At 48.5% G+C, this 16172-nt stretch carries 13 protein-coding genes and 1 pseudogene; 7 read left to right on the top strand and 7 right to left on the bottom strand.

What is annotated here, in order from left to right:
- The first annotated feature begins 133 nt into the window (after positions 1 to 133).
- The 5 genes from M988_RS02465 (at position 134) to M988_RS02445 (ending at position 4930) form a co-directional block, all read left to right on the top strand.
- A complete protein-coding gene (locus M988_RS02465) occupies positions 134 to 907 on the top strand; it encodes an electron transfer flavoprotein (RefSeq protein WP_064572722.1) in 774 nt (257 codons plus the stop codon).
- 11 nt (positions 908 to 918) lie between these two features.
- A complete protein-coding gene (locus tag M988_RS02460) occupies positions 919 to 1866 on the top strand; it encodes an FAD-binding protein (RefSeq protein ID WP_064572717.1) in 948 nt (315 codons plus the stop codon).
- Between the two features lie 61 nt (positions 1867 to 1927).
- Positions 1928 to 3220 carry an FAD-dependent oxidoreductase FixC gene (gene fixC, locus M988_RS02455; RefSeq protein ID WP_008815282.1) on the top strand — a complete coding sequence of 431 codons (1293 nt, stop codon included), beginning with the start codon at positions 1928 to 1930 and terminating at the stop codon, positions 3218 to 3220.
- Positions 3217 to 3504: a ferredoxin family protein gene (locus M988_RS02450; RefSeq protein WP_008815283.1), complete on the top strand. Its 288-nt coding sequence runs from the start codon at positions 3217 to 3219 to the stop codon at positions 3502 to 3504. Before fixC ends, M988_RS02450 begins: the two co-directional genes overlap by 4 nt.
- A 109-nt stretch (positions 3505 to 3613) precedes the next feature.
- On the top strand, positions 3614 to 4930 hold the full coding sequence (locus tag M988_RS02445) for an MFS transporter (RefSeq protein WP_064572759.1): 1317 nt from the start codon (positions 3614 to 3616) through the stop codon (positions 4928 to 4930).
- Positions 4931 to 4995: 65 nt separating this feature from the next.
- Here the strand turns inward: M988_RS02445 and aes are convergent, their stop codons facing one another.
- Positions 4996 to 5970, bottom strand: a complete 975-nt coding sequence (gene aes, locus M988_RS02440) for an acetyl esterase (protein WP_064572715.1) — start codon at positions 5968 to 5970, stop codon at positions 4996 to 4998.
- Positions 5971 to 6432: 462 nt separating this feature from the next.
- Between aes and caiF the strand changes: the two genes are divergently transcribed.
- Entirely contained in the window at positions 6433 to 6837 is a 405-nt protein-coding gene (gene caiF / locus M988_RS02435; protein ID WP_008815286.1) for a carnitine metabolism transcriptional regulator CaiF, read from the top strand.
- A gap of 145 nt (positions 6838 to 6982) precedes the next feature.
- Here the strand turns inward: caiF and M988_RS02430 are convergent, their stop codons facing one another.
- From M988_RS02430 to M988_RS02420, 3 genes are all read right to left on the bottom strand, one after another.
- Complete coding sequence (locus M988_RS02430; RefSeq protein ID WP_039184742.1) at positions 6983 to 8104, bottom strand: ribosomal protein uL16 3-hydroxylase; 1122 nt, start codon at positions 8102 to 8104, stop codon at positions 6983 to 6985.
- A 177-nt stretch (positions 8105 to 8281) separates the two neighbouring features.
- Positions 8282 to 10159 (bottom strand): bifunctional glutathionylspermidine amidase/synthase, encoded by a 1878-nt coding sequence (gss, locus tag M988_RS02425; RefSeq protein WP_064572713.1) that lies wholly within the window; start codon positions 10157 to 10159, stop codon positions 8282 to 8284.
- A gap of 261 nt (positions 10160 to 10420) precedes the next feature.
- A complete protein-coding gene (locus tag M988_RS02420; protein ID WP_064572711.1) occupies positions 10421 to 11341 on the bottom strand; it encodes an alpha/beta hydrolase in 921 nt (306 codons plus the stop codon).
- 47 nt (positions 11342 to 11388) lie between these two features.
- Between M988_RS02420 and M988_RS23310 the strand changes: the two are divergent.
- Positions 11389 to 11622: pseudogene (locus M988_RS23310) on the top strand (MipA/OmpV family protein); the annotation flags it as partial.
- 85 nt (positions 11623 to 11707) lie between these two features.
- On the opposite strand, the gene torD reads toward M988_RS23310, so the two are convergent.
- From torD to torC, 3 genes are read right to left on the bottom strand one after another with little or no spacing between them, the layout of a single operon-like run.
- Positions 11708 to 12349, bottom strand: coding sequence for a molecular chaperone TorD (gene torD / locus M988_RS02415; protein ID WP_064572709.1), 642 nt, complete (start codon positions 12347 to 12349; stop codon positions 11708 to 11710).
- Positions 12336 to 14846: a trimethylamine-N-oxide reductase TorA gene (gene torA, locus M988_RS02410; protein WP_064572705.1), complete on the bottom strand. Its 2511-nt coding sequence runs from the start codon at positions 14844 to 14846 to the stop codon at positions 12336 to 12338. The genes torD and torA overlap by 14 nt, the downstream gene beginning before the upstream one ends.
- 47 nt (positions 14847 to 14893) lie before the next feature.
- Entirely contained in the window at positions 14894 to 16027 is a 1134-nt protein-coding gene (gene torC / locus M988_RS02405; RefSeq protein ID WP_064572704.1) for a pentaheme c-type cytochrome TorC, read from the bottom strand.
- Positions 16028 to 16172 lie beyond the last annotated feature (145 nt).

The raw sequence follows: 16172 nt of genomic DNA, 5'->3' as shown, positions 1-16172 counted from the left end.
AACCCATCAACACAATTTAACGCGTATCTAAAAATAGAAGTTTTTTTAATGTTTTGAGCTTTAAATTATCGCTCAGAAATTATTACGCATAAGTATCACGCACATTGTATTGCCTATCGAAATCGGAGAAGTGATGAAAATTATCGCATGTTACAAACTCATCCCCGAGGAGCAAGATATCACTGTCAATGGTGATGGCTCTCTGAACCTCAGCAAAGCGGATGCCAAAATAAGCCAATTCGATCTCAACGCTATCGAAGCTGCGACTGCATTGAAGCAACAAAATAGCGATATCCAAATCATCGCGATGAGCGTAGGGGGTGAAGCACTCGCTAACGCTAAAGGGCGCAAAGATGTGCTATCTCGTGGCCCTGATGAGTTAGTCGTCGTTTCCGATGCTGGCTTAGAAAAAATGCTTCCTCACCAAACTGCCACAATGCTCGCTGCGGCAGCCAAGAAAACCGGTTTCGATGTGATCCTCTGTGGCGATGGTTCTGCCGACCTTTATGCCCAACAAGTTGGGCTGCTGCTTGGCGAAGCGCTCGGTGTTGCTGCTATTAACGGCGTCAGCCGTATTCTGTCGCTCTCCGAGACAAGCATTCAGATTGAACGCACATTAGAAGATGAAGTGGAAACCCTCACGATCCCGCTACCTGCGGTGCTCTCAGTGTCCACTGACATCAATACGCCTCAAATTCCATCGATGAAAGCCATTCTTGGCGCAGCCAAAAAGCCGGTCACCGCATGGCAGCCCGCCGATCTTGAGCTGGGTGAAATAGCCCCTTACACAACGCTGCTGAGCGTGCAGGCACCACAACAGAAAGCGCGTGGCCGCATCATTATCGAAGGCGACAGCGATGAACAAATCTCAGAATTCGCAGAACACCTGCGCAAAGTAATCAGCTAATTGGGGGCGTTATGAGCAAATTTTCAACTGTATGGGTGTTTAGCGACACCAAATCACATCTACCTGAGCTGATGAGTGGAGCACGTGAACTGGGTGAACTCATCCACGTTGTTAGTCAAAGCGATGAACAGTCTGCCCTTGCCTTCCGTTTGGGGGCTAACGCCGTGTATAGCCTCGGTGAACAACCCAATAACCGCATTATCGAAGACTATGCCGATACGTTGGTACAAGCCATTCGTAGCCAGAGCCATAGCTCACGCGCTTTATTGCTGCTGCCAGCCACTCGTCGTTGTAAAACGCTGGCCGCCCGCCTAGGCGCACGCTTAGCCGCCGGAGTCGTTAACGATGCTGCCGAACTGAGCTTGGAAGACGGCTGCCCTGTTGCCACGCATATGGTGTATGGCGGCTTGGCCTTCGGCAAAGAAAAAATTACAACCGACTACGCCGTTGTCACTCTGGCCAGCGGCGTATTTGCTCCTGCGCAGGAAGATAGCGCTCGTAGTGGAAACGCACAAACGCTGGAATTTATTGCTCCGGCTCACGCCATCATCTGTGAATCTCGACGAGTGAAACAGGGCGAAAGCGTCGATCTGGGTAAAGCCCGTTTGGTGGTCAGCGTAGGACGTGGTATCGGCTCACAGGAAAACATTGCTATTGCCGCCGCCTTAAGCAACGCGATTGGCGCTGAGCTTGGCTGTTCTCGCCCAGTCGCTGAGAACGAGAAGTGGATGGATCGCGAACGCTATGTCGGTATTTCAGGGATCATGATTAAACCCGATCTCTATCTGGCGCTCGGAATTTCCGGTCAGATCCAGCACATGGTCGGTGCCAATGGCGCACAGATCCTGATGGCAATCAACAAAGATAAAAACGCGCCAATCTTCCAATATGCCGACTACGGGATCGTCGGCGATCTGATGAAGATCGTTCCCGCATTGACCGAAAAATTAAAACGATAGAGCAAGACGAGGTAAGGCGAGTTGCAGGACTGGCCTGACTTGTCTGGCATACGGAGATCTTATGTCTGAAGATGTATTTGATGCCATTATCGTCGGCGCAGGCCTGTCTGGCTGCGTAGCGGCGCTAGTGTTGGCGCGGGAAGGCGCAAACGTATTAGTGATTGAACGCGGCAATCACGCCGGTGCTAAAAACGTGACTGGCGGCCGTCTGTATGCGCACAGTCTAGAACGTATTATTCCAGACTTCGCGACACAAGCTCCCGTTGAGCGTCGAATCACTCACGAAAAAATTTCATTTCTTACCGATGACAGCGCTGTCACTCTCGACTATCACCATGCTCGTGCGGCAGAACCTGCACAGGAATCTTATTCGGTGCTGCGCGGTAAATTTGACCCGTGGCTAATGGAACAAGCTGAAGCCGCTGGCGCCCAATTCGTCCCAGGGATCCGCGTAGACAAGCTGATCCAACGCGATGGAAAAGTGATTGGCGTTGAGGCTGATGGCGACATTCTCGAAGCCAACGCGGTCATTCTGGCGGAAGGTGTTAACGCGCTTCTGGCCGAACAATTGGGCATGGTGCAAAAACAAGTTTCGGCTAAACATGTGGCCGTAGGCGTTAAAGAGTTGATTGAGCTACCACGCGAACTCATAGAAGCGCGCTTTAGCTTAACCGATAACGAAGGTGCGGCATGGCTCTTTGCCGGAACGCCGTCTGACGGCCAGATGGGCGGCGGTTTTCTCTATACCAATGGAGATTCGCTCTCTTTAGGCATCGTGGTTGGGCTTCATCATATCGCTAGTGCAGGAAAATCCGTGCCGCAAATGTTAGAGGATTTCAAACAACACCCTGTTGTTCGTCCTTTAATTGCTGGAGGAAAAACTCTGGAATATGCCGCGCACGTCGTTCCTGAAGCAGGCATTAACATGCAGCCGAAATTAGTCGGCAACGGGGTGCTGATCGCTGGCGATGCCGCAGGTATGTGTATGAATCTTGGGTTCACCATTCGCGGCATGGATATGGCAATAGCTTCGGGAGAAGCAGCTGCTCGCGCAGTATTGGAAGCCAAAACCAACAACGACTTTAGCGAACGTGGATTGAGTGTCTATCTGAAGCTACTGGAAGAACTGCCGGTAATGAAGGATCTGCGCCACTACCGCAAAGTGCCAGCCATGTTGGAAAACCCACGCATGTTCACCCAATACCCGCAGATGGTGGCCAATATCATGGCGGATATGTTCACCGTCAATGGTCAGCCGCCGCAACCAATGCGCAAGATGATCATGCGTCACTGCAAAGAAATTGGTTATTTGAATCTGCTCAAAGATGGCATTAAAGGAGTGACAGCGCTATGACCGAACCTGTCAATGTTGACGTCAAATTAGGGATAAACAAGTTTCACGTCGATGAAGGGCATCCGCACATCATCATTCGCGAACACCCTGATATGGCGGCTTTTCACACCCTAACGCTGGCGTGTCCTGCGGGGCTATACAAGCTTCAGCCCGATGGGACTATCCGGTTCGACTACGCAGGCTGTCTCGAATGCGGCACCTGCCGGATCTTGTGTAAGGATTCCGTGTTAGACGAATGGAACTATCCACGTGGCAGCTTTGGCGTTGAATACCGCTACGGTTAAACCCCGAAATCCATGCTAGCCACGTGTTTTATCCCTCTTTTACCAACATTAGCCATTCAGCGGTAGTTACTGACGCTGAATGGCTAGCAGGCTGATTAGCAGCAACATTATGGAAAAATCCAAAAGGTTTGATGACATCAGTTTTACGCCGATACATCGTAAAATCATGCTTTGGGGAAGCGGTGGGCCCTTTCTTGATGGCTACGTGCTCGTCATTATTGGTATCGCGCTGGAACAACTCACGCCAGTATTGAAACTCGATGCTCAGTGGGTCGGACTTGTGGGGATCGCCACACTGGTTGGCCTGTTTATCGGCACGTCGCTGTTTGGCTATGTGGCGGATGTGCTTGGCCGTCGCCTGATGTTTATTATTGATATTATTGCCATTGGCGTGATTTCTGCCGCTACGATGTTTGTCACCTCTCCGCTTGAACTGGTGATATTACGTTTTCTCATTGGCATCGTGATCGGTGCAGATTACCCTATCGCCACCTCGATGATTGCAGAGTTCTCCACCACGCGTCAGCGCGCTTTTACCATGGGATTTATTGCTGCCATGTGGTACATCGGCGCCACCGCCGCGGATTTGGTCGGTTACCTGCTGTATGACGTAGCAAACGGCTGGCGCTGGATGCTCGGTAGCGCGGTTGTTCCCTGTATTATCATCCTGTTAGGGCGTTTTGAGCTGCCTGAATCACCGCGCTGGCTGATCCGCAAAGGGCGAGTCGAAGAGTGTCGTGCGCTGATGTTGAAATTGTTCGGCGAAAACGTTGTTTTCGATAATGAAGAAGCGCAGGAAACCCGCTATAGCCAGATTTTTACTCGCCGTCATCTGACATCAATCCTGTTTGTCGCCATTATTTGGACATGTCAGGTGATCCCGATGTTTGGTATTTATACCTTTGGTCCACAAATCATCAGTCTACTTGGTCTAAACGAAGGCAAAGAGGCCGTGCTTGGCAACGTAGTGATTAGCCTGTTTTTCCTGATTGGCTGTATACCCGCCATGTATTGGCTCAATAGCATCGGCCGTCGCCCATTGCTCATCGGCAGTTTTGCCATCATGACGCTGGCTTTAGCCGTGTTGGGCGTTGTGCCCGACCCAAGCATTACGCTTATCGTATCGGCATTTGCTCTCTACGCTTTTTTCTCGGGCGGGCCGGGGATTTTACAATGGCTTTATCCTAACGAACTGTTTCCAACGCATATCCGCGCATCCGCCGTTGGTGCCGCGATGTCACTCAGCCGGATTGGTACCGTAATTTCAACTTTTGCGTTACCGCTGTTTATGCAACAGCATGGAATTGCGATGACAATGCTGGCTGGTGCTGGGGTTTCTTTATTTGGCATGGTGATTTCGATATTTCTTGCACCAGAAACGCGTGGGCTATCGTTAGATAAAACTAGCCAGATGGAACTGTACTAATTCAACAGCCATTCAAAATCGCTTAAAACACGCGGGCAATCTCATCGACTGCCCGCAAAGTTGGGTTATAAGGCGAGTTGAAGCTGTTCACGGAAATAAATTGCCCCATCGCGTAAGGCTTGATCGGCACTTTCCATCATGCGCGAATAATGTAAAAACGCATGTAATGTGCCTGGATACATCTGATACCGGCAGGGCTGCTGATGTTCACTCAGCGTACGATAGAGTGCAATGCTGTCGTCAATCAGCGGATCAAACTCAGCGCTAGCAATAAAACAGGCTGGCATTTTCTGACTAAGATCGTTATTGAAAATACAATAGTATGGGGATTCTTTATCATCATCGCTGGCTAAATAAGCATTCTGGTACATTGCGATATCAGGTCCCGTCAGGCCGTCCCACTCTCCGCCATACAGGCGCCGACTGGCAGAATCTTGCAGACCATAAAGCCCGTAATAAAGGAGTATCCCCTGCACTTTTCCACAATCAATACCGCGATCGCGCAGCCATAATCCGCTAGCAATGGCCAGCATGGCTCCTGCGGAATCCCCCGCAAAACCAATAGATTGCATATTTAAGTGGTAATCAGCAGCGTGTTGATGGAAATGACGACAAATATCGACGGTTTCCTCTATTGCTTGCGGAAATTTTGATTCAGGTGAAAGCGTGTAATCTATGCCAATAACGTTGCAACCGCTGTAATGAGCCAGTAAACGCATAATGCGATCGTGGGTATCTAGATTACCGACAATAAATCCGCCACCATGTAAATAAAAAATGACCGCTGAAGTTTCGCTATTGGGATAGTATATTCTTGTCTCTATTTCTCCATACGCAGTCATAACCTTTTCATGAATAGTTTTCATCATCTGTGGACCATGACGATTCCAATATTTACGTTCCTCTATATAAGCTAATCTTATCGTTGAATTATCACTATCTGGCGATATCGGTATTGCATTCTCCTTTTGGACACACAACACCTCTCGCATCTCACTTGATATTTTTTCAAGCACATTAACTTTATTAACTGGTTTCATTACACCCTCTTTAGTAACTATTTCATTAATGAGTTAACAATCAAATATCGCCTCATCATTAAACAATAAAAAACATTACTAACCATATAGATACTCAAAAAACAGAGGCATACGTCTGTCATACAGTACTCTTGTTATGTCTATGATAGATATTCAGTTAATTGCTCTGATAATGGTTTCTCGCCACTGAAAAACACACGCAGTCATATTTAAAGAAACTGTAAAATGGTAATAATACACATCAAATAAACACTAGCATTACAATAAAACAACAATAGAAATAGTTACAAACCTTCGATGTAAAATCGATGAAATACATAGCGAATACACCATTAGACAGGTATATTCTGATCCATGTATGATTATTAATGTGAATATGATCGCATAGCTATAAATTCGTTCTTATATAGTGAAATATAGATAATGGTGTGCCAAATTTTGTTTTAATTAAAAGGTGAGTCTATGTGTAGAGAATACGTGCAAGAGCCTTTATATTTGTTGGTTGCACGCTGGGCGATGCAACAGCAACGCTGGATAAGCTCGCGTGAGATAGCCGATAAGTTTAATCTCACGCCTTGTAAAGCCATTAATCTGGTTTCCTATATTCTTTCTGCCGTTGACGAAATTGACTGCCAGACTAAAACGATCCCTAACCATTTAGAAGGCCGCGGCTGTCAGTGCCAACGAATGATCCAAGTCGATCACATTGATGATCAGATTACGGAGCGCATCAAAAACGCCATTAACACGGATGGAGACGATAATGACTCCACCAGCATGCCACGTATGACGATCCCGGTACCACCATCCGAGCTCAATCAAGAGCAAAAATGGAAATGGATGCTGTCTAAGGGGCAAAGAAAATAGCCTCTCAATGATTCATAAGAAAAATATTCATCGCTCATTTCAAATATGGGTGAAAACGGCGGTGACTAGCCACAAACCGATAGAAAAAAGGGATAACAATTGTCATCCCTTTAAGAATCATTACAACGATTAATGAAAACCGCGCTTACTCATCAAAGTACCAGTATCCCTGATTGACTAAATCAGTGAGTTCAGCAACAAAGGCGGGATTATTCAGTGCATCACCCAGCTCTTTTTTACCTACCGTAGTATAACGGCACAGCGCATCGGCGGCTTCAGGCTCAACGGCGTCCATTGGCTCGCTGTTAACAAAGAAACTATCACCAATATTCAGCACACGTAGACCGCTCAGGCGAGTTAAGACTTCATCGCCCAGCAACGCATCAAGGATTTCATCAGGTTCATAAGCCGGTTCAGCTGGCGCGATATCCAACTCATGACGCGGCGTAGTCGCAAAACGCCCCAGCCATTGTTTGAAATCCTCAGGCTGATTGAGCATCTCGATCATCATCCCGCGCAGGCGATCGACTTCATAATCTTCGATACGGCCTACATGTTCACGGCAGGTCAAATCAGGATCGCTGTAATGCTCACCGCCAAGATCGTTTTCCAGCGCATAGTCAGCAAAGCTGCTGATTAAATCTCTGCCGTTCGGCCCACGGAAACCAACGGAATAGTTCAACGCCGTTTCATGAGTAAAGCCGTCATGCGGGAATCCTGGTGGAATATACAAAATATCCCCTGGTTCAAGATCTTCATCAATGATTGGCTCGAACGGATCCACATGCAAGAGCGCTGGGTGTGGGCAGAACTGACGCATAGGTAATTTGTCACCCACGCGCCAGCGACGGCTGCCCATCCCTTGAATAATGAATACGTCGTACTGATCGATGTGAGGCCCCACGCCGCCGCCAGGAACAGAGAACGAAATCATTAGATCGTCTAAACGCCAGTCCGGCAATACGCGGAACGGACGCACCAGTTCTGCAGAAGGCGCATGCCAATGGTTAACCGCCTGAGCCAACAACGACCAGCCGCTTTCACCCAAACCATCAAAGTGCTCGAATGGCCCGTTGCTCGCCTGCCATTCGCCGTTTTTCTGGCTCACTAAACGGCTATCCACTTCCGGCTCCATCGCCAAGCCTGCCAACTCATCCGGCGTGATTGGATCAACGAAGTTCGGGAAGGCGTTTTTCAATACAACAGGTTTTTTTTGCCAGTATTTCTCTAAAAATTCAGGCCAATTAAGATTCAGTTGATAAGCCATACTTTCACACCAGTGAGCAGATAAATGGGCTCGATTATAAAGAGGCTAATAGCTTGGGTACCTTGTCATTGGTCAAGGATAATGTTGAATAATTAGCGAGGGATAAATCAGATGGGTGAAAAACAAAACGGCGTGCTGCACAATCTACACAGCACGCCGAATTAAAAGCGGCTTCCGTTAGAGGATAAAGTCCTTGTCATCAATAATCCGCAACGGATCGATATCACTCTCTTTCTTGATGACTAATCCCGTTTCTGAGCGCACGCATACACCACCGTAGTGGCCGCCGACCGTGAAGGTACATAGCTGAATATAGCGTCCCGCAACTTTTGGCAGACACCAAAGCTGTTGGTAGATATTTTTCTGTTCAGCGAACTTACCGGACGTTTCATCCAGCACTCGATCTTCATGGCTGATTAGACCGATGTTGTTACCACAGCGTCCAGCAATAGGTTTCACCGCGTAGCCGCTCTGCTCCAACTCTGCGTTCAGCTCAAAATCGGCGTCTAACAGATAACGATGATGCGGGAATAGCGACCACAGAACCGGCAAAATTGCCTTATTGCTTGGGATCACGGTCCACAACGGTTCAAAGACCATCACTTCAGGACGCAACAACACGTCAATCAGGCGCACTGCATTTTTAGGATGGCCAGTTCGGATCGGAAGCGCTGCGTGATCGGCCTCGCTCTCTTCACGCAATTGATCAAGAGCCGTTTCCCATGCCCATGTTTTCCACACACAGCTCACTGGGCGGTTTTCACCATCCACCAATTGACCTGACTCAGCCCAATGCAGCTCGTCTAAACCATGCAAAATCTTACTTTCAAAACCGGCTTTCGTTAACGCGCGCTGCATAAACTGCGCGTGGTAGCTCTCTTCTGCGTCATGATCCTGAAGAATATGCACGAATGGTGTTGCGTCACTGTGTTTCCACGTATTGGCTAACGCATCCAACAGATACTCGCCGGGATCGCTGCCTGCCACCTCACCCGCCTGCTGCGCCCACTTGTCTAAAATTAGCCCAGTTTCAGCATGGCATGAGGCTGAATCCGCATTATATTCATAGACTTTTAGCCCACGCTCATCCATGCAGAAGTCGAGGCGACCGGTGATCATATGATGACGACGGCGCTGCCAAGAAAGTCGCAGGCGCGGCCATAACGCTTCTGGAATATCAAACAGCGCCAACAAATTGTCATCCTTAAGCACCTTGTCGGTCGCGTGCAAATACATCAAATGCAGCTCGTTAGTGGCGTGGATCAACTCCTGCTCGGCGCTGCGAGAAACAGCGAAATAGCGATAGGGATCGGCATTTAGCGTATGTCCGCCATTGGCCTGAACGTAGGTATGCTCCAATGGATCCTGCTCGTTCAGCCAAGTTCCAGCAAACTGCCCGTGGTTTTCAACACGTTCACAGTGGATCGCCAAATACGGTGCAGGTGTCTGAGGCTGCGGCAAGCTATGGCGATCATCGGCGGTCTGGGTCATCCAGCCCAAAATTTCGGTATCGTCAAAGGTATCTTGGATAGCGTACTTTCCATCGCGGTAAGTCAGCGGCAACTCGCGTGTCCACTGCTGCCCTGCGGGCAACGGATGATGAATGACATTCTGCTCAACGACACGAATTTTGTTCTCTAATACCTGAGTGATAATCGCGACGTGACCCGTGTGTTCAAACTCACCGCCCTGCTGCCAAATGAGCAACGAACCGGCAACTGGCGGGCGCTCGCAGCCATTAGGAAACGCTTGTAGCGGTAAAATATTGTCATTCACCACTTGGCGCAGATAACGCAATGAGAAGATCTCATAGGCCATTCTGACATCGGTGAAAACCGTGCCATAGTTGAGATAAAGAAAGCGGCGAGCGAACTCAACGCACTGCCACTTATAACCCATATATTCTTTATCTAGATAGTGACGGAATGACGCATCATCCATCTGTTCCAGATCGTTAAGGGATTCATAATTCGAAGAGTAAATCGCCACGCCTCCAGGGGCATAGCCTAACAGCGTACCAAAAGGGGCATGTTTTTCTGTCGTGTTTACACACATAGCGGAAGCCTTACGCGAATATCACTGTCGCGACGACAGTTGGAGGAAAAATCCATCTTAAAACCACTGGCCATCATCACCATGATTTACAGCCCGTTGCAGGTGGACAACATATCAATACGTTGCCTGATTCCTTCAAAACCTGAATCAATATGATAGCACCGTTGAAGGTGTGGGAAAGATGAATTGGGCGACGCGATGGTGGTTCTGTTGTGATGCAAAGTGAACAGGCCGAGCTCGGCCTGTTCGCAGGGAGATAAATTATAATGGATAAGGTGAGCTAATTTTCGCCGCGATATCTCGCATAGCGTTGCGCGCAGTCGGGCTAATACCGCCAAGCTGGAAAAACCCGTGGATCACACCAAGATAACGCTGCGCACTACAGTTAACGCCCTGCTCCGTCATACGCGCAAACAACACTTCACCGTCATCACATAACGGATCGTATTCGGCCGTGAGAATATGCACCGGAGGTAAACCGAAAAAGTCATCGCGCCACAGCGGACTGACTTCTGGATGCATCAACTCAGTCTGCTGGAAATAGGCTTCAAAACCGCTGAGCAGCGTGTCACGGGTGAGTACATAATCATCACCATTGCGCTTATAACTTTCAGACGATGCTGTTGCATCAATCATCGGATAAATCAGAACCAGCCGCTGAGGTAACCACCGATTGGCATCACGCAGGCGCAGAGCGGTTATCAAAGCAAGATGACCGCCCGCGCTGTCACCTGCCAATGTGATCTGACTGCGTTCAATGTTCAGCTCATCGGCATATTGCCAGATAAGATCCGCAGCACGTTCCGCATCATCATGAGCGGCAGGATAAGTGTGCTCCGGCGCTAAACGATATTGTACGGCAATGACTCTACAACCACTGAGAAAGGCCAACTGCCTAAGCTGGTTGTCATGGGTCGCAAAACCTCCGCTGACAAAGCATCCACCGTGATAATAAATAACGGCAGGCAGCTTACCTTCAGCGTTGAGAGGAGAAAACACGCGCAGTGAAATCCCGCCCATTTCCCTATCTTCAACGGTGACTCGCTGTTCTATCTCCCCCGCTAAAACCGTGCTAGCGATATATCCGGCGCGACGTTCATCAAAGGTTTGATGGCGTGATGAGGGACGTCCCTTGGTAATAAAATCAGCGACTAACTCTGCAATTGCGGCTTCAAGCGCCATTGACTATGCTCCCTGAGTGAAGATTTTTTCTAAACAGCTTTACTCAATATTATTACGGCATATCCGACCATGAATCACATAATAGCGGATTAAAAAAATACCAACCAGAAGATAGCTGGAATCCGTTCTTAGGCCTCAGTGTTAGCTATAAATTATTACCCCAACTCACGTTGCTGAGTTCGGCTCGCTATACGATGCTAGATGACCAAATCAAGAATAGCCCAATGGTTGATAGTGCCTATGATTTTAGCCTCTTTACTGGCGTAAGCTGGAGCTTCTAAATAAATAGACAGAACACTGGTGATATACAAAGACGTCATGTTGTCTTATATCGTCAGTGCTCCGTTATTTTTCTAGTCTTTCAACCTAGCCCTCGTTGCTGTCTCTCATTGGAAAACTGTCAATTATCCATTCTATATCAAGCTGTATAAATCTCAGCAGAAGGCCTATTGCTGCAGCATAAAAGCCAAAATTATCACGCTGGTAGCTACGTTTAGAGAATAATGGTAGCCAAACTAAAAGATGTTGGTGCAAAAAATGATACTGCTGCGCCAACAATATTTCAGAGTGAGGGTCGCCTTCGATCAACGCAGCCATCAGTGCGAGTTGAATGGCGATATGATCGGTAGCTTCATTGTTTTCTGGGACGAGTGCCAACTCCACCAGCCATTGGTGCATGATTCTGCGTTCCTCGGAAGGCGTCGTATGTGGATAATGTCCGGCGTAGGGGGATACCCCTGTAGGTGACGGCAGCAAAAACAGCGACGCAAAATCAGCAGCTAACTCCTGCTGACGAGCTTTACGCTTAAGGGCCGCGCACAGTCGTCGCTGGAACTGCCGTGTAGGCAACAGCAGTTCAGGAATAAACTTCAAACCATTCATCAGCGCCAGATTGTTTTTGTCGCGCAATCCAGCCAGAGCCTCATCTGAAAGCTCTTGAAACAAAAGCAGCGAGAACCAACGATAAATTTGGGCTCGTTGCCGAGCCATATCATCAAATAGCTGCATGAGTTCCCCCGTTCTCTGAGATAACCTCCAGTGGTCCACCGAATCCGGTGACAGCAGGAAGCTCCTCGCGATACCGTTCCACCTGAACCAAAGCAGTATGCGCCGATGGCCCCTGAGCTAGCTGTGATGTGCCAATGTCTGCACTTAAAACGTTAGGATCGCCGTAGGTACATAATGTTCCTGCTTTACCACCCACCAACGGCGAATACCATGCACCTTCGTGAATACGCACAACTCCTGATGCATAATCGCTACTTATCACAACGCCGGCCAATACCTGCCCACGATCGTTGAATACTCTCGCTACATCGCCCGCTTTTAGCCCACGAGATTTTGCGTCTTTGGGGCTGATATAGAGCGGTTCACGCCCTGCTACAGAATACGTTTTACGAAAATCCTCGCTGGAACACAGCTGTGAGTGCAGCCGCTTATCGGGATGACATGATTGCAGATGCAGCGGGTATTTTTCAGCACCTTTGCCGCCATGGCTGCGCTCAAACGGCTCCATCCACACCGGATGCCCCGGACAATCTTCATAATGAAAATCGGCAATGGTTTTACTGTAAATTTCAATTAGCCCTGATGGTGTGCCTAATGGATTGAGATCGGGTTGTTCACGGAAATCACCGTGACGTACCCAAGGCTGTCCTGCGGGATATTCAATATAGCCCTCGCCATTCCAGAAAGTATCAAAATCTGGCATGGGGACACCGGTAGCCTCACCTTGCTTTACTCCCTCTTGGTAAATAGCCTTGATCCATTGCATTTCATCGCGCTTTTCGCTGTAAACATCATCCCGCCCGAAGCGCTGGCACAAACCACGAAACACATCGAAATCGTGACGAGCTTCGAACTGTGGTTTAACGATCTGGCGGATCGCCATCAACCCTTTATTAGAATGGGTGCCAAACTGTTCCACGTCATTGCGTTCATAGCGCGTCGTCACCGGCAATACAATATCGGCAAATCGACAAGAGGCGGTCCACTGATGATCCAGCACGACCACCGTTTCCAGCTTTTTCCAAGCTTCGATCATACGATTACGATCCTGCTGGGCATGAAATGGATTGGCCGCACTATAAATAGCCATTTTGATATCGGGGTACGTCAATGTTTCACCGTTAAACGCCACTTTTTTCCCCGGCGAAAGCAAACAGTCAATCAAACGTGAAACCGGAATGTGCTCTGAAGCGCCACGAAAATCGGCCGCGTGAATCGGCGGTGGAGGATTCGCAATACTCCCCAAACCAGATAAGACCGGCCCCAACGATGTTATCGTGCCACCGCCGTTGTAATGCCAGCCAAATCCCACCCCTCCACCAGGTAAGCCAATCTGCCCCACCATGCTGGCTAATACCACCAGCATCCATGGATACTGTTCACCGTGATGCATACGCTGTGCGCACCAGCCCCCCATAAACTGAGTACGGCCTTTGACCAATAAACGGGCAAACTCACGGATTTGGTCAGCGTCTAAGCCACAAATTTTCGCCGCCCACTCGGCATCTTTTGGCTGTTTATCACTCTCTCCCAACAAGTAGGGCAGGAACTGCTCAAAACCAACGCAATAATCTTTGATAAAAGCAGAGTCGTAAATTTTTTCCTGATATAGCGTATGCGCTATGCCAAGCATTAATGCGACATCAGTTTGCGGATTTAACGCCAACTGCTCACCGTTGAGATAATTTTGAGTTTTATTACGCACCGGATCGACGCTGATCACCCGCATTTTCCCCTGCGCAACTCGCTCTTTAATTTGCAGCCAATAACCAAAGGGATCGTGATCGGGTACCAGATACTCAATTTGCAGGTTTTTGATCGGATCACACCCCCACAGAACGATGGTGTTAGTGTTTTCAATCACCAAAGGTAGCGATGTTTGCTGCTCGTAAACCTCCAGTGAACCAATAACGTGCGGTAAGATCACCTGAGCCGCTGCCGCCGAGTAATCTCCAACGGTCGTCACATAACTTCCATGCAAACCCAGCCCGCGATCCATCGCACCACCTGCTTTATGTAATTTGCCAACCATTTGCCAATCGGCAAGGCCAGTAAAAACGCCGGATGAGCCGTAATGCTTTTGGACTCTCTCAAGCTCTTGGTAAACCAAATCGAGAGCCTGATCCCAACTTACCCGTACAAAGCGGTTATCCCCACGCTGGCTTCGATCAGACTTATCACGATGACGTAGCCAGTCGAGACGTACCATCGGATAGCGCGTACGCGATGGGTTATAGACAATTTCCCTTACCGCTTTGAGCATATCGCACGGAAATTTATCATGCTTGAATGGCCGAGTATCAATCCACTCGCCGTTACTCACCCTAGCTTCAAAGGCACCAAAATGTGAACCAGACTGTATCCAAAGATCCGGTTTTTCATCTGCAGCCCATACGCGGCTTAGCAGAGGCTGAGGGGAAAGGATATTTGCCGCGCCAACGGCCAATACCCCGGTAATAAATCGCCTGCGTGAAGGGCTGAAATCGTTAAAGTCCATCGTTATTTCCTCAATTGCTCATGGAGTTAGCTTTCTAATTGGTTGTTTTAATGGGGGCTACTTTCACTCGTGTCGCTGGCGTGCGTTTGCAAGTATTTCAATAAGGTGCGTTCTTCCTGCTGATTCAGACGATAGTAGGCCGACATCGCTTTTAGCCCAGCAATCCAGCCATTAGCGTTATAACGCGTTGTCGGGGGCACGCTATGACAAGCACTACAGGTTGATTGCAGCATTTGATCTGCGTATTGCCATACAGGCTCGATGCTGTCAGTAAAGCCATCATTCGACGTCCATACCGCTACGCTGATTTGTTGCCACTCTTGATGAGAAATAGGATCTACTTCAGTTTTGAGGATCTTTACCGCAGGCAGCAACGAAGGATCCAATACCGCAGCAAACACACGTTTTCCGAGATATTGAGTAATCACGCGTCCACGTCCGCTGCTCTCACGCCAGCCCACAATCTGAATCTGTACTTTGTTGCCTTGTTTTTGTAGAACGGCAACCTCCGTAGCAGGCATGAGTAGCGCTTTATCCGCAGAGCCATCGACGGTAGCACTAAGCGATTTTTCACTCAGGGCATACAACGTGGATGCGTTAGGTAGGCTTGAACTCTGCTGAACGAGCATTTTGTATTGATCGCGAAACCCGTTGCTTGTATTCGGTTTGTGATGGGCAATTCCTTTATGACAATCGATACAGTTGCTGTCTTTTAGGGCTGCGGGAGTCATTTGTGCGGCTGCATTGGCCGACTGTTTACTGTGATCCATCGCATCATAGGCATGACAGGATTTACAGGCCGCAGAACGGTTCTCACTCATACGCTTCCATTCGCGCTGCGCCAATTCAGCCCGCTTACTTTCGAACTTTTGCGGGGTATTAATCGATGGAGAGACAAACTCGTGATAAATATCGTTAATCGCTTCAGTTTTACGTACTAATGTTGGAATAATTCCTGGTGGAATATGGCAATCCTTACACTCAGCACGTACTCCAGAGGCGTTTTTAAAATGTATACTCGCCTTATACTCCTGCCCGACACTACTCATCGAATGGCAAGATAAACAAAATTCTGTCGTGCTGGTCTGATGTACTCCCTGCCAGCCTCCCCATACCAGCATCAGCATTGCTGCTGCTCCAGCAATAAAGAGCCAAAGCGTTTTCTTTCGTATCCATGACATTATGGTATTGCCTCAGTTTTCATTATTTATAGCGACTAAGCTAACGGAGAAAACATGCATTCAAATAGATACGGGCGGCGGCAAAAATAGGGCCAGATACCACATTATGAGTAGAGTCAAACTATGGGGTGGCAAAGCGAAGTAA

It is taken from the genome of Hafnia paralvei ATCC 29927, assembly GCF_001655005.1.
GTDB lineage: Bacteria > Pseudomonadota > Gammaproteobacteria > Enterobacterales > Enterobacteriaceae > Hafnia > Hafnia paralvei.
This window is presented reverse-complemented; position numbering and strand designations above follow the sequence as displayed.